Source organism: Pseudonocardia sp. ICBG1293, from assembly GCF_020131355.1.
Classification (GTDB): domain Bacteria; phylum Actinomycetota; class Actinomycetes; order Mycobacteriales; family Pseudonocardiaceae; genus Pseudonocardia.
The window spans coordinates 402,122-416,174 of sequence record NZ_JAHLEL010000014.1 but is presented as its reverse complement, the minus strand read 5'-3'; the positions used below and the strand labels follow the sequence as shown (position 1 = coordinate 416,174).

Here is a 14,053-nt window from a genome sequence, read left to right as displayed (position 1 = left end):
TGGATCAGAGGTGCCAGGAGACGTCGGATCTCGGCGAGGGTGAGCGGGATGAGCCCGTGATCAGGTCTTTTGGGGCGATCGCCGCGGTGACCGAGAGGTAGGCGTGGGCGAGAATAGCCAGGGTGACGTGGCGGTACCAGGCGTCGTAACGCCGCACTTGATAGTGGTCGAGCCCGACCTCGTTCTTCGCGGTCTGGAAGCACTCCTCGATCGCCCACCGCGGGCCGGCGACGCGGATGAGATCGTCGTCGGTGGTGCCGGGCGGGCCGGCGCACAGGTAGTAGGCCAGATCGGGCTCCTCGCCGGCGGAGAGCTGTGTGTCGGTGAGGATCTGACGTCGGACCAGTAGCCATCGGCCCCATCCGGCCGGGGCGTTCTCGGGCGGATACAGCGAGGCCACGGCCCAGTCGTAGAAGCGTTCTCCCTTCACACCCGGACCGGCTGAGCGGCGCTTCCACGCCCGTCCGGGAGCGCGGGCGACCAGGTCGTCGGCCCGTCGTGAGCCGCTGATCTGACAGATGTCGGCGTCCAGGGACAACGGGACGGACTGGCTGCGCGGAACCGCGACGACGTAGCCGATCCGGCGCTGCTCGCACCAGGTGCGGAACTTGTAGTCCTGCCCGTATGCCTCGTCCGCGGTCACCCATCCTGCGGGAACCCCGGCATCGAGGGCACGGCCGAGCATTTCCTTGGCCAGCGTGGCCTTGGTGGCGAACTCGATCTCCTCAGGCACCGCCGCGGCTCGGCAGCGTTCCCGATCACCGGTCCAGGACTTGGGCAGGTAGAGCTCGCGGTCGATCAACGTCCGGCCCTTGCTCGTGGCATAGGCACAGAAGACTCCGAGCTGGCAGTTCTCCACCCGCCCGGCAGTGCCCGAGTACTGGCGCTGCACCCCCGCCGACTTCGTCCCCTTCTTCAGGAACCCGGTCTCATCGACGATCAGCACCCCACCGGACTCGCCGAGGTGCTCGACGACGTAATCCCGCAGGTCATCACGGACACCGTCGACATCCCAGGTCGCGGAGTTGAGCAGCCGCTGCATCCCATCCGGAGTCGTGTCACCGGCGACCTCGGCCAGCGTCCACCCGTTCTTCCCCGCCAACGGCGCCAACAACCCCCGCACATACGCCCGCGCCCGACGCCGCGGTTCCGTCCGGAAGAACCGGCCCGCCACCAGCCCGAACAGCCCATCCAGGCCACCGGCCCACGCCTCGAGATCCTCCTCCACCTGCACAAGATCGAAGCTTAGCGCACATCAACATCACAAACTGCGGCTGGAGTGCTAGGGCGTGTCTCCTAAGAGGTCGTTTCAGAACGACTTGTCGAGTTTCCATTGACCCCTCGACGACAGATCAAACGGCAGGTCAGATAGCCGCTTGTCGTCTACAACAGACACGTCGACCTCGTTCTGAAATGACCTCTAAGAGGTCGCGCGGATTGGTCACAGCTTGGCCGCGGTCGAGTGTCTGGGGGCGAGGGCGGGTACGGGCCTGCCGATCATGAAGTTATCTACGCTTCGTGATCGTCTGGAGGCCGCGTGCCCACCCTGCCATCATGGCTGACCGAGCCGTTGTGGGACCAGTTCACCGCGCTGCTGCCTCATCGAGACGAGTTCGATCCCACCCATCCGCTGGGCTGCCATCGCCGCCGGATCGCGGATCGGATCGTGTTCGACAAGCTCCTGCAGGTACTGCGGTTCGGCTGCTCGTATGAGGGCATCGCTGACAGCACCTGCTCGGCGACCACCATCCGCGATCGTCGTGACGAGTGGATCAGGCTCGGGGTCTTCGCCCAGCTGCGTCGGATCGTCCTGGACGCCTACGACCGCATCGTCGGTCTGCTGCTGCACGACATCGCCGTCGATGGCGCCATCACCAAGGCCCCCGGCGGCGGCGAGGTCGCCGGTCCGTCGCCGGTGGACCGGCGCAAACAGGGTATGAAACGTTCGGTGCTCGTCGAGGGATACGGCATCCCGCTGGGCCGAGTCCTGGCCGGAGCCAACCGGCACGACTCCCCGCTACTGGGCCCCACCCTCGACCGCCTCGATGCTCTCGGCCCGCTGCCCGACGACATCACCGTGCACCTCGACGCCGGCTATGACTCCGGCAAGACCCGCGACACGCTGGCCGAACGAGGCCTGCACGGCGAGATCGCGCACAAGGGTGAGAAAGCGCCGATCCAGGCCACCCGCCGCTGGCACGTCGAGCGGACCAACGCTTGGCACAACAGCTTCAACCGGCTGCAGCGCTGCTACGAACGACGAGAAATCGTCGTCGACGCGTTCTTCGACCTCGCCGACACGATCGTCACACTCCGTAGCTTGATTCGGCAGGCCTGGACCACACACCGCTGGAACGCCCGACCTGCACGACGTCCATGATCACCAACCAATCCGCGCGACCTCTTATCTACGCTTCGTGATCGTCTGGAGGCCGCGTGCCCACCCTGCCATCATGGCTGACCGAGCCGTTGTGGGACCAGTTCACCGCGCTGCTGCCTCATCGAGACGAGTTCGATCCCACCCATCCGCTGGGCTGCCATCGCCGCCGGATCGCGGATCGGATCGTGTTCGACAAGCTCCTGCAGGTACTGCGGTTCGGCTGCTCGTATGAGGGCATCGCTGACAGCACCTGCTCGGCGACCACCATCCGCGATCGTCGTGACGAGTGGATCAGGCTCGGGGTCTTCGCCCAGCTGCGTCGGATCGTCCTGGACGCCTACGACCGCATCGTCGGTCTGCTGCTGCACGACATCGCCGTCGATGGCGCCATCACCAAGGCCCCCGGCGGCGGCGAGGTCGCCGGTCCGTCGCCGGTGGACCGGCGCAAACAGGGTATGAAACGTTCGGTGCTCGTCGAGGGATACGGCATCCCGCTGGGCCGAGTCCTGGCCGGAGCCAACCGGCACGACTCCCCGCTACTGGGCCCCACCCTCGACCGCCTCGATGCTCTCGGCCCGCTGCCCGACGACATCACCGTGCACCTCGACGCCGGCTATGACTCCGGCAAGACCCGCGACACGCTGGCCGAACGAGGCCTGCACGGCGAGATCGCGCACAAGGGTGAGAAAGCGCCGATCCAGGCCACCCGCCGCTGGCACGTCGAGCGGACCAACGCTTGGCACAACAGCTTCAACCGGCTGCAGCGCTGCTACGAACGACGAGAAATCGTCGTCGACGCGTTCCTCGACCTCGCCGACACGATCGTCACACTCCGTAGCTTGATTCGGCAGGCCTGGACCACACACCGCTGGAACGCCCGACCTGCACGACGTCCATGATCACCAACCAATCCGCGCGACCTCTAAAGTGCGCAACCAGGTGACGATGGCCTTCAGTGCAACTCCGCCGCGGTAGGTCAGGGCGAGTTTGTCGTAGCGGGTCGCGAGGCCGCGCCACTGCTTGACCTCGCAGAACCCGCGTTCGACGACGTTGCGGCCGCGGTAGTCGACCCGGTCGAACGCCGGTGGTCGGCCGCCGCGTGTGCCGCGTCGTTTCCGGTGTCCCTGCTGGTCTGTCGACGGATCCTGAAATCTGACCCCCTGGCGTTCCGGGAATCGTGACCCCTCCCAACGCTGGGGAGGTGCTGAACGTGGAGGACTGGGCGGAGATCCGTCGTCTGCATCGGGCCGAGGGTGTCCCGATCAAGGAAATCGCCCGCCGGCTCGGGGTAGCCCGGAACACGGTGCGGGCGGCGCTGCGCTCGGAGGGGCCACCGAAGTACGAGCGCGTGTCGCGGGGCTCGGTCGCTGATGCCTACGAGCCGCAGGTACGGGCGCTGCTGGTGCAGTGGCCGAGGATGCCGGGGCCGGTGATCGCGCAGAAGATCGGCTGGCCTTAGAGCGTCCGGCAGTAGAGGTGGCCGTGTGTCGGTGTTGGTAGAGACACGGACCTGCAAGTGATCATGGGATTGCTGATGTCCTGATGGTCGCCTGGAGAGTCCGTGCCTCTACCTGCAACGACACCCCCACGACCTCATTTGCCGGGCGCTCTTAGAGGTCGTTTCAGAACGACTTGTCGAGTTTCCATTGACCCCTCGACGACAGATCAAACGGCAGGTCAGATAGCCGCTTGTCGTCTACAACAGACACGTCGACCTCGTTCTGAAATGACCTCTTACTCCGAGGGGCCGCTGAAGAAGCTGTTGGCCCGGATCCGGCCCGAGTACGTCGGGATCGATCCGTCGGACCGGACCGTCTACGAGCCGGGCGAGATCGCCCAGTGCGACCTGTGGTTCCCCGAGACCCTGATCCCGGTCGCGGCAAGGCAGGCGCGGATCCTGCCGGTGCTGGTGCTGACCTTGGCGTTCTCCCGGTTTCTGTCGGCGACGATGATCCCGTCGCGCCAGGGCGGTGACATCCTGTCCGGGATGTGGCAGCTGATCGCTGCCCTGGGCCGTGTCCCGAAGACGCTGGTCTGGGACCGGGAATCGGCGATCGGCGGCACCGGGAAGGTCTCGGCCCCGGCCGCCGGGTTCGCCGGAACTCTGGCCACGAGGATCCGGTTGGCTCCGCCGAAGGACCCCGAGTTCAAGGGCATGGTGGAGCGCAACAACGGGTTCTTCGAGACCTCGTTCCTGCCCGGACGCGAGTTCGCCTCCCCAGCCGACTTCAACGACCAGCTCGCCGAGTGGCTGGTGACCAGGGCGAACACGCGCACCGTCCGCGCCATCCATGGCCGGCCGGTGGACCTGCTCGAGGTCGACCGCCAGGCGATGATCGTCCTGCCGCCGGTGGCTCCACAGGTCGGTCTGACCCACCGGATCCGGCTGGCCCGTGACTACTACGTGCGCGTCGACGCCAACGACTACTCCGTCGATCCGCGGATGATCGGCCGCTTCGTCGAGGTCGCCGCATCACCCACTGCGGTCGAGGTGTTCTGCGGCAACGAGCGAGTCGCCAGCCACGACCGCAGCTGGGGCCGCCACCTGGTGATCACCGACCCGGCCCACGTCGCCACCGCCGCCGACATGCGCCACGCACTGGCTGAACAACGCCGCGCCCAGCAGCGGTCCCAGCAGTCCGGGACGCGCCGCCACAACGATGGCCACGCCGTCGCGATCCGGGCCCTGCCCGACTACGACGCCCTGTTCGGCGTCGACTTCACCCCCACCAGCCCGGCCGACCCCACGGCCGCGCCCGCAGCGGAAGCGAGCAACCCATGACCGCCACCACGACCGGGACTGCGCCGAGCGAGGGGTTGCCCTCGATGCTGGCCTACCTGACCCGGGTGCTGAAGACCCCGACGATCGGGCGCTGCTGGGCTGAGCTCGCTGAGCAGGCCCGCGACGAGACCTGGTCGCACGAGGAGTATCTGGCTGCGGTCCTGCAACGCCAGGTCGCCGAACGCGAGTCCGCCGGCACCACGATGCGGATCCGGACCGCGCATTTCCCAGCCGTGAAGACTCTCGAGGATTTCAACCTCGACCACCTGCCCTCGCTGCGTCGAGATGTGCTGGCGCACTTGGCGACCGGGACGTTCGTGGCCAAGGCTGAGAACGTGATCCTGCTCGGCCCACCCGGGCTCGGGAAGACCCATCTCGCGATCGGGCTCGGGGTCAAAGCCGCCCACGCCGGCTACTCGGTGCTCTTCGACACCGCGAACAACTGGATCACCCGCCTCACCGACGCCCACCAGGCCGGACGGCTGGAGGCCGAGCTGAAGAAGATCCGCCGCTACAAGCTGATCATCATCGACGAGGTCGGCTACATCCCCTTCGACCAGGACGCGGCGAACCTGTTCTTCCAGCTCATTGCCTCCCGCTACGAGCAGGGCTCTGTGATGGTCACCTCGAACCTGCCCTTCGGACGCTGGGGCGAGACCTTCTCCGACGATGTCGTCGCCGCAGCCATGATCGACCGTCTGGTTCACCACGCCGAGGTTCTGACCTTGACCGGAGACTCCTACCGGACCCGCCAGCGCCGCGAGCTGCTGGCCAAACAGAACCGCGCCGACCGGGACTGACAGACCAACCGAGGGGTCAAACTTGCCGATCCCCAGGGGGGTCAATCTTCAGGATCCGTTGACACTCTCGCCGCCTCGACCGTGCACGCGGTCCTGCGCCGCTGCCGGATCAACAGGCTCTCCCACATCGACCGGGTCACCGGCGAGCCCCTACGCCGCTACGAACACCCCTACCCCGGTTCGCTGATCCACGTCGACGTCACCAAGTTCGGCAACATCCCCGACGGAGGCGGACACCGCTACGTCGGACGCCGACAAGGCGCCCTGAACAAGCGGTCCACTCCCGGACTGCCCAAGGGAACCGACTACAAGCCGCGCACCGGCAGAGCGTTCGTCCACACCGTCATCGACGACCACTCCCGCGTCGCCTACGCCGAGATCCACAGCGACGAGAAAGCCGACACCGCCACCGGTGTGCTCCGACGAGCCGTGGACTGGCTCAACGCCCGCGGCGTGACCGTCGAACGGGTCCTGTCCGACAACGGCAGCTGCTACCGCTCACACGCCTGGCGTGACACCTGCAGCGAACTGGGCATCACCCACAAACGAACCCGGCCCTACCGGCCTCAGACCAACGGCAAGATCGAACGTTTCCACCGCACCCTCGCCGACGGGTGGGCCTACGCCCGCTTCCACCCCTGCGAAACCGCTCGTCGAGACGCGCTCCCCGGCTGGCTGCACTTCTACAATCACCACCGGCCCCACAGCGCAACCAACGGCCTACCGCCGATCAACCGCCTGACCAACCTGCCTGGACATCACACCTAGGGTCGGCCGGGTGCACGCCTGTCCCAAGCGGATGCAGTTCGGCCCGTGCGGTGGGGTCCGTCCCGACCACGGCTGCGAGCTCGGCACCGGCCCGTGCCCGTTCGCCGCCGCGCCCCTGGTGCCGTGGACGGGGCCTGCCGTCCGACCGGTGCGGCCGTCGGCGTTCGACGGCGACGGCCCGGTCGTGCTCACCGACCTGACCAGCCCGCCCTACGACCCGGTCGCGCTGCGCCGGATCGTCGCGACCACCGCTGCCGGCTGCGACGCGGTGCTGGTCGGCCAGCACCACGACGCCCCCGACTTCCCGCCGACCATGCTCGCGGCGCTCGTGCGGGAGGCCGGTGCCCGCCCGTGGGTGACGCTGACCTGCCGGGACCGCAACCGGGTCGTGCTGGAACAGGACGTCGCCGGGCTCGCCGCCGCGGGCGCGGACGCCGTGTTCTGCGTGACCGGCGACGCCCGCGGGCCCGGGGTGCGTCCCGACGTCACCCAGGTGTTCGACCTCGACGGCACCCGGCTCGCGGCGCTGGCCGCCGCCGCCGGGATGGCCGCCGTCGTCCCGGAGGCACCGGACGCCGCACCGGTGGCGCTGCGCCCGGCGCGGCTCGCCCAGAAGCAGCGCGCCGGCGCCGGGGCCGCGGTGCTCAACCACGCGGCGTCCCCGCGGCGGGTCGCGCGGTTCACCGCCGCCGCGCGGGCGTACGGGGCGAGCCTGCCCGTCGTCGCCGGGGTGGCGGTGTTCACCGACGAGCAGGGCGCGCGCACCCTGGCGGCCTTCCCCGGGCTGGGCCTGGACGCCGCCGCCGTCGAGGCGGTGCTGGGCGCCCCGGACCCGGTGGAGGCCGGGATCGCCGCGGCGACCGCCGAGGCGCTGGAGCTGCTCGCGGTCGACGGGGTGGACGGGGTCAACCTGTCCGGGCGCGGCACGTCCGCCGGCGACGACGCCGCGGCGGAGATCAAGGCCGAGATCGGCAGGCGGATCCGGCGTGGGGTGGCGTCGGCCGGGTAGGCGCGGCCCATGGCCGACCTCGTCCCGCAGCGGATGGCACTGGAGTTCGACACCGTCGCCGAGTGGACCCGCGGCGCGGTCGCCGAGCTGGGCCCCGACCACGCCCTCCCGGCCGCCTGCCGCGGCAGCGCCAGCCCGGCCGGGCTGGACTGGCTGGTGGAGTCCTGCGGGCTCGGACCGGGCATCCGGCTCGCCGACGTCGGGGGAGGTACCGGCGGCCCCGCGGCATGGGCCCGGCGGCGGGCCGGGGCGGACCCCGTCGTCGTCGACCCGATGCCGGGGGCCTGCCGGACGGCGGCCGCGCTGTTCGGGCTGCCGACGCTGGTCGGGGCCGGGGACGCCGTACCGCTCGCCGACGGGTCGGTGCCGGTCTGCTGGTGCCTGGGCGTGCTCTGCACGGTCGAGGACAAGGCCGCGGTGCTGGCCGAGCTGCACCGGGTGCTGCGCCCGGGCGGGTCGCTCGGGCTGCTGGTGTTCCTCGCCGACACCGAACGCCCGGCCGGGTCCCCGCAGGGCAACCGGTTCCCCTCGGCGGCGGGGCTGCGCACCCTGCTGCACGACGCCGGGTTCGCGCTCACCGACGAGGCGGCGCTGACCTCCTTCCCCCCGTCGCCGCAGGAGTGGCAGGACGGGACGGCACGGGTGGAGGCGGTCCTGGACCGTGACCACGGGCACGACCCCCGCCACGCCGCGGCCCGCGAGCAGTCCGAGCGGATCGGGCGGCTGATCGCCGACGGCACCGTGCGGGGGCTGCTGCTGCACGCCGTGTCCCGCTGAGCCCCGCCGGCCGGGCAGCAGGCGCCGCCCGGTGTGGGGACGCCGGTGGCGGGTACCCGCCGGCACGGCGCCGAGGACGAGGAGCGTTCGGATGGCACAGGTGCGGGTGACGGGGGTCGGCGTCGACGCCGGCACGGGCGACCGGGTCGTGCTGCTGCAGGAGACCGCGGGCGCAGGCCGGATCGTCGTGGTCGCGGTGGGTGAGCCCGAGGCCCTGGCCGCGGCCGCCGCGCTGGAGGGCGTCGCGGGCGCCCGCCCCGGTACGCACCGCCTGATCGGCGCCGTGCTGGAGGCCGCGGGCCGTCGCTTGGTCCGGGTCCGGGTGCACACGCTGCGCGACCGGGTCTTCCACGCGGAGCTCGACCTCGACGACGGCACCCGGGTCGACTCCCGGACCAGCGACGCGATCGTCCTCGCGCTGCTGCTCGGCGCGGACATCGAGGTGGCCGACGCGGTGCTGACGGTGGCCGGGGTGGACCCGGCCGCGGTCACCGTGCACGACGACGGTGGCCGGTCCGCCGAACTCGACGCGTTCCGTCGTTTCCTGGACTCCGCGGTGCCCGACGACTTCGAGGAACGGGACTGACCCGACCCTGCCGTCGTGCCTCCGGCCCCGCCGTCGTGCACCACGCCGAGGACACGGCCACCGACGTGCGCGGTGCTCACGCGACCGGCATGCCCGCCCCGCCGGTCCCGACGCCCTGCCCGGCCCGCGGCGGGCCCGCCGGCCGGGCGTCGCGCAGCAGGTCGGCCAGCCCTCCCCGGGCCCGGCCGTGGGTGCGGGCGCTGGTGCGGACCGTACCGGGCGCGCCGGCGACGACCCGGTAGCCGGCGGCCCGGAGCCGGGCGACGAGGCCGTGGTCCTCCCCGCAGGCCAGCGGGGGGAACCCGCCGACCGCGGCCCACGCGTCGGCCCGCACGCCCAGGTTGGCCCCGTACACCGGGTGCTCGGGCGGCACCGGCTCGCCGGGCGGGCGTGGCAGCCCGGGTACGTCGAGCACCACCCCGCCGGCGACGGCGTCGGCGCCGTCCGCGGCGAGGGCCAGGTGCGCGGCGACCCAGCCGGGCACGACGGTGCCGTCCGCGTCGGTCCCGAGCAGCCAGGTCGTGGCCGGGTCGGCGCCCTCGGCGGCCAGCACCGCGGACAGGGTACGGGCGGCGAGCTCGCGGACCGCACCGATCGTGACCGGCCCGGCGACCCCGTCGCGCCGGGACGCCCGGCGGCAGCCGGGCAGCGGCGCCACCCCTGCGGTGGGCTCCAGCACCGTCACCCGGACCCGGTCCGCCGCCGGGTGGGCCGCAGCGGCGGCCCTGGCGAGTGCGGCGGTGCCGTCGGAGCAGCGGTCGGCGACCACGCACAGCGCCCGCGCGGTGAGACCGGACGCCTGGTCCAGGGCGGTGAGCACCGAGCGGACGCACGCGGCGACGGTGCCCGCCTCGTCGTGGGCGGGCACGAGCACGCCGGCGGCGGACACCGGGGCTCCCGGGGCCGGGGGCCGGATCACCGGCGCCGGACCACGTGCAGGAGGAACTGCTCGTCGGTGTGCTCGACGAGGGTGCCGAAGCGGTCGTCGGCCAGCACCCGCGCGTGCACGGCCGCGGCGTCGGCGGGTGCCTCGGCGGGCCACTGCCGCCAGTGCACCAGCACCAGGTCACCGCCCGGCACCAGCGCGTCCGCGATGCGGTCGAGCACGGCGCCCACCCGGTCGGCGGGCAGGTAGTAGAGGAACTCGGCGAGCACCACCAGGTCGGCGCCGGCGGGCACCGCCCGGGAGTCGTCGACGTCGGCCGCCACGACCTCGACCCCCGGCGTCCCGGCCAGGGCGTCGACGGTGGCGGCGACGGCCTCGGCGACGACGTCGGAGGCCACCACCCGGTCGCAGCGGGACGCCAGCCCGCGGGTCAGCTCGCCGAGCCCGCAGGCAGGCTCGGCGGCCAGCACGTAGCGCTCCCGGGGCAGGCAGGCCAGCAGCACGTCGCGCTTGCGCCGTTCGTAGAACGAGGTGCGCACGTCCCACGGGTCGGCGCCGTCGCGGTAGAGGGCGGCGAACAGCTCCGGTGGCGCCCCCGCCGGCGGCGGCTCCCGGAAGTACACCTCCTGGCGGCCGTGGAAGTGCGCGAGCGTCGCCTCCGAGAGCACCGCCCGGGTCCCCCCGGGCGGGACCGCGGACTGGGACGCGTGCGCGGCGATCGCGCGGCGCTTGGCCTCGCGGTCGCCCGGCGACAGCGCCAGCCGGTGGGCGCGGTCCCACGGCACGCCGGGGTCGGTCGGCGCGATCCGGGTGCGTGCCCAGATGGGGAACCCGAAGCCGTGGGCGGTCACCGGCGCGGCCTCCGGGCAGGCCCGGCCCACCGCGGCGTGGTCGGGGTGCGGATCGCCGCGCCACGGGCTCGCCCAGGCGTCGGCTCCGGCGAGCAGCTCGGTCAGCGGATCGACGAGCCGGTCCTCGGTCAACCCCGAGTCGGGCAGCCCGAGCCGGTGCACCGTCGCGGGCACGCCCAGCTCGGCCAGCGCCGCGTCGAGCTCGGCGCGGCGGGTGCGGGCCAGCTCGCGGCGGTCGATCGAGCCGACCTCGGGCAGGGCGGCCTCCCCGTCGCTGGCCAGGACGATCTCGACGGTGCCGCCCGCGGCGACGACACCGCGCAGGAGCCCGGCCGCGCCGAGCGTCTCGTCGTCGGGGTGGGCGCACACCACGACCAGGCGGCCGAACGCCGCCGGGTCGAGCTCGCGCGGGGAGAGCGCCGCGGTCGCGTCCTCCCAGACGTCCGCGGTCTGCACCGGCTCCATCAGGTCCCCGCGGCGAGCACGGCGCGCCCGAGGTCGGCGAGGTCGCGGCCGCCGTGGTGCTGGCGCAGGTAGATCTGCAGGTCCGCGAGGCGCGCGCTGAGCAGCGCCGAGCCGGCCAGCACGGCCACCCCGGCGATCTCCGGGGCGGCGTCGAGGACGGTGCGGCACGCCCGCTCCACCGCGGCCCGCACGGTGGCCACCGCGTCGTGGTGGGCGTTCGTGGGATCGGCGTCGATCCGGGCGGCGGTGACGACGAGCAGGGCGTCGGCGGCGGCGACGGCCGTGTGCACCGCCCCCAGCGCGGCGAGCCGGTGCGGGTCGGGTCCGGTCGTGCGCAGGGGCACCGCCACGTGGTCGACGATCGCGGCGGCGGCACCCAGCCACACCGCGGCCACCCCGGCGCCGCCGTGGGCGAACCCGGGGCGTGCGGTGTAGGCGTCCGGGCCACCGACGACGGTCCCGGCAGGCACCGGCACGTCGTGCAGGACGACGTCGTGGGTGTCGCTCGCGGCCATCCCGGCCGCGTGCCAGGCGGTCACCCGCTCCACCTGCGGCGCGGCCAGGTCCAGGTCCACGAGCCGGGTGCCGTCCCGCGCCCCGGCGACGACGAGTGCCCGGTCCAGCAGGTGGGTGCCCGAGCAGAACCGCACGGTGCCGGTCAGGCGTGGCCCGTCGGGGCCGGTGTCGTAGCGTGCGCCGCCGCCGGACCGCGACGCCCACACCCCGTAGGTGGCGCCCTCGACGGGGGCGCGGTGGTGGTCGGCGAGGATCGCCACGGCGTCGGCGTGTCCCTCGGCGAGCCGGGCGACCGGCAGGTCGCGCCGGGCGATGCGGGCCAGCCGCGCCCACCGCGTCGCGGTCGCCCCGGAACCGGGCAGCGGCAGGTCCAGCTCACCGGCGGCGACGGCGGCGGCGACCGTCGCCCCGGGCGCGGCCGGGAACGGCTCGGCGGGGCCCGCGGGCGCGGGCACCGGGTCCAGGACGGCGGTCCCGGGGAGCCCGTCCCGGCGGTCGGTGGCGGGGACACCGGATCGGTGGTCGAGGGTCACGGACCTCCGTATCTCCGGTCCCGGCGGGTCCAAACCCGACCGGGGCGCGGCGCCGGGCCGTACAGCCGCCGGTGGGCCGACCGGACCGCGCCGCGGTACAGCGCGCCGGTCGCCCCGGCCGCGGCCAGCGCGGCCCGCGCCGCGTTGGCGCCGGGCCCGCCGTGCACCGCCCCGCCGGGGTGCGCCGAGGCCCCGGCCAGGAACAGGCCCGGTACCGGGGTGTCGGCGCGACCCAGGCCCGGGACCGGCCGGAACACCAGCTGCTGGTGCACCGCGGAGGTACCCGCGGTGATGGCCCCGTCGACGAGGTTGCCGTCGCGGGCCTGCAGGTCCGCCGGTCCGGCGACGGCGCGGGCGCGGACGAGCGAGCCGAACCCCGGCGCGTGGTCCTCGACGACCTGCTGCATCCGGTCGGCCCAGCGCAGGACCTCGTCGCGGCCCCAGCCGAGCCCGCGGGGCACGTGGGTGTAGGCCCACGCCGACTCGGTACCGGGCGGGGAACGGGTGGGGTCGGCCGTGGTCATCTGTCCGAACAGCAGGAAGGGCTCGCCGGGCAGCCGGCCCGCGGTGAGGTCGGCGGCGTAGCGGCGCAGACCGTCGACGTCGGCGCCGAGGTGCACCGTCCCCGCCGACCGGGCGCCCGGTGCGGTCCACGGCACCGGTCCGTCGAGCGCCCAGTCCAGCTTCACCGTGGAGTGGTCCCACTCGAACCGGTCGAGGTCGGCGACGAAGCGGGCCGGCAGGTGCTCCTCCCCGACGAGCTCGCGGTACAGCCGGGGCGCGTCGACGTCGGCGAGCACCGCCCGGCGGGCGAGGACGCGCTGCCCGGCCGCGTCGACGACGCCGCAGGCCCGGCCGGACGGTCCGACCAGGACGGTCCGGACCGGGCGTCCGCACTCGAGCCGCCCGCCCCGCGCCGCGAGCCGGGCGACGAGCGCACCGGTCAGCGCCCCCGCCCCGCCCTGCGGGACCGGGAACCCGACACGCTGCCCGAGCATCGCCAGCAGCCAGCCGTAGGCGGCACCCGCGGCGGAGTCCGGCCCGAGGTCGGTGTGCAGCGCGTTGCCCGCCAGCAGCAGGGGGGCGGCCCGGCCCCCGAAGTGCTCCTGGGCCATCCGCGTGACCGGCGCCAGCAGCATCCGGGCCAGCCGCAGCGCGTCGCCGGGGCCCAGGGTGCGCAGCAGCCGGGACGCCGGCCGGACCGGCGGGAACGGGCGCAGCGCGGCCGCGAGGACGTCGTCGCCGATCCGGTCCCACTGCGCGACGAGCGCGCGCCAGGCGGCGCCGTCGCCGGGGTGGTCCTCGTCGAGCGCGTCGGCGGTGTCGTCGAGGCGGCGGTGCAGGACCGCGCACCGGCCGTCGGGTGTGGGATGGGCGAGCACGGCGGGGGCGTGCCGCCACACCAGCCCGTGTGCACCGAGGTCGAGCTCGCGCAGCACCGGTGACGCGGCTCCCAGCGGGTGGAACGCGCTGGCCAGGTCGCTCACGAAGCCGGGCGCGGTGATCTCGGCCGAGCGCACCGCGCCGCCCGGGGCCGGGGCGGCCTCGCAGACCAGGACCTCCCAGCCCGCGTCGGCCAGCAGGTTCGCCGCGACCAGCCCGTTGTGCCCGGCCCCGACGACGACGGCGTCGACCCGTTCCGCCACCCGGTCCCCCTCCCGTGCCGGGGCCCGCGCGGGCCTGCCCCTGCACAGCGGTAC

General features: G+C 73.3%; 11 protein-coding genes and 4 pseudogenes. 9 read left to right on the top strand and 6 right to left on the bottom strand.

The window, feature by feature from the left end:
* Nucleotides 1-4: 4 nt before the first annotated feature.
* Nucleotides 5-1,228, bottom strand: coding sequence for an IS701 family transposase (locus tag KPF47_RS10265; RefSeq protein ID WP_374108788.1), 1,224 nt, complete (start codon nucleotides 1,226-1,228; stop codon nucleotides 5-7).
* Nucleotides 1,229-1,537: 309 nt separating this feature from the next.
* Between KPF47_RS10265 and KPF47_RS10260 the strand changes: the two genes are divergently transcribed.
* Both KPF47_RS10260 and KPF47_RS10255 read left to right on the top strand, forming a co-directional pair.
* The gene (locus KPF47_RS10260) at nucleotides 1,538-2,380 is read left to right on the top strand and encodes an IS5 family transposase (protein WP_224386276.1); all 843 of its coding nucleotides are present in this window, start codon (nucleotides 1,538-1,540) and stop codon (nucleotides 2,378-2,380) included.
* Between the two features lie 56 nt (nucleotides 2,381-2,436).
* Nucleotides 2,437-3,279, top strand: a complete 843-nt coding sequence (locus KPF47_RS10255; protein WP_224388407.1) for an IS5 family transposase — start codon at nucleotides 2,437-2,439, stop codon at nucleotides 3,277-3,279.
* Here KPF47_RS10255 and KPF47_RS10250 read toward each other — a convergent pair.
* Nucleotides 3,280-3,480, bottom strand: a pseudogene (locus KPF47_RS10250) (transposase); the annotation flags it as partial. It abuts the gene before it with no gap.
* Nucleotides 3,481-3,581: 101 nt separating this feature from the next.
* Between KPF47_RS10250 and KPF47_RS10245 the strand changes: the two are divergent.
* From KPF47_RS10245 to KPF47_RS10215, 7 genes and pseudogenes are all read left to right on the top strand, one after another.
* Nucleotides 3,582-3,836, top strand: a pseudogene (locus KPF47_RS10245) (helix-turn-helix domain-containing protein); the annotation flags it as partial.
* Nucleotides 3,837-4,115: 279 nt separating this feature from the next.
* Nucleotides 4,116-5,162 (top strand): annotated as a pseudogene (locus tag KPF47_RS10240) (IS21 family transposase); the annotation flags it as partial.
* Nucleotides 5,159-5,962, top strand: a complete 804-nt coding sequence (istB, locus tag KPF47_RS10235) for an IS21-like element helper ATPase IstB (protein WP_224388405.1) — start codon at nucleotides 5,159-5,161, stop codon at nucleotides 5,960-5,962. The pseudogene KPF47_RS10240 and the gene istB, both read left to right, overlap by 4 nt.
* Before the next feature lie 66 nt (nucleotides 5,963-6,028).
* Nucleotides 6,029-6,730, top strand: a pseudogene (locus KPF47_RS10230) (IS481 family transposase); the annotation flags it as partial.
* A 10-nt stretch (nucleotides 6,731-6,740) separates the two neighbouring features.
* Nucleotides 6,741-7,739: a methylenetetrahydrofolate reductase gene (locus tag KPF47_RS10225; RefSeq protein ID WP_224388403.1), complete on the top strand. Its 999-nt coding sequence runs from the start codon at nucleotides 6,741-6,743 to the stop codon at nucleotides 7,737-7,739.
* A gap of 9 nt (nucleotides 7,740-7,748) precedes the next feature.
* The gene (locus KPF47_RS10220) at nucleotides 7,749-8,516 is read left to right on the top strand and encodes a class I SAM-dependent methyltransferase (protein ID WP_224388401.1); all 768 of its coding nucleotides are present in this window, start codon (nucleotides 7,749-7,751) and stop codon (nucleotides 8,514-8,516) included.
* A 91-nt stretch (nucleotides 8,517-8,607) separates the two neighbouring features.
* Nucleotides 8,608-9,102, top strand: coding sequence for a bifunctional nuclease family protein (locus KPF47_RS10215; RefSeq protein ID WP_224388399.1), 495 nt, complete (start codon nucleotides 8,608-8,610; stop codon nucleotides 9,100-9,102).
* 76 nt (nucleotides 9,103-9,178) lie between these two features.
* On the opposite strand, the gene KPF47_RS10210 is transcribed toward KPF47_RS10215, so the two are convergent.
* The 4 genes from KPF47_RS10210 to KPF47_RS10195 are packed head-to-tail and all read right to left on the bottom strand — an operon-like array spanning nucleotide 9,179 to nucleotide 13,999.
* Nucleotides 9,179-9,991 carry a glycosyltransferase family 2 protein gene (locus KPF47_RS10210; RefSeq protein ID WP_224388397.1) on the bottom strand — a complete coding sequence of 271 codons (813 nt, stop codon included), beginning with the start codon at nucleotides 9,989-9,991 and terminating at the stop codon, nucleotides 9,179-9,181.
* Between the two features lie 26 nt (nucleotides 9,992-10,017).
* Complete coding sequence (locus KPF47_RS10205) at nucleotides 10,018-11,304, bottom strand: bifunctional PIG-L family deacetylase/class I SAM-dependent methyltransferase (protein ID WP_224388395.1); 1,287 nt, start codon at nucleotides 11,302-11,304, stop codon at nucleotides 10,018-10,020.
* Nucleotides 11,304-12,353, bottom strand: coding sequence for an acyl-CoA dehydrogenase (locus KPF47_RS10200; RefSeq protein ID WP_224388393.1), 1,050 nt, complete (start codon nucleotides 12,351-12,353; stop codon nucleotides 11,304-11,306). The genes KPF47_RS10205 and KPF47_RS10200 overlap by 1 nt, the downstream gene beginning before the upstream one ends.
* Complete coding sequence (locus KPF47_RS10195) at nucleotides 12,350-13,999, bottom strand: NAD(P)/FAD-dependent oxidoreductase (protein WP_224388391.1); 1,650 nt, start codon at nucleotides 13,997-13,999, stop codon at nucleotides 12,350-12,352. The genes KPF47_RS10200 and KPF47_RS10195 overlap by 4 nt, the downstream gene beginning before the upstream one ends.
* Nucleotides 14,000-14,053: the final 54 nt, after the last annotated feature.

What these genes read in the sequence shown, in the direction of transcription:
- KPF47_RS10215 (WP_224388399.1), top strand. Translation starts at nt 8,608, where the DNA reads ATGGCACAGGTGCGGGTGACGGGGGTCGGCGTCGACGCCGGCACGGGC.
- KPF47_RS10205 (WP_224388395.1), bottom strand. Translation starts at nt 11,304, where the DNA reads ATGGAGCCGGTGCAGACCGCGGACGTCTGGGAGGACGCGACCGCGGCG.
- KPF47_RS10220 (WP_224388401.1), top strand. Translation starts at nt 7,749, where the DNA reads ATGGCCGACCTCGTCCCGCAGCGGATGGCACTGGAGTTCGACACCGTC.
- istB (WP_224388405.1), top strand. Translation starts at nt 5,159, where the DNA reads ATGACCGCCACCACGACCGGGACTGCGCCGAGCGAGGGGTTGCCCTCG.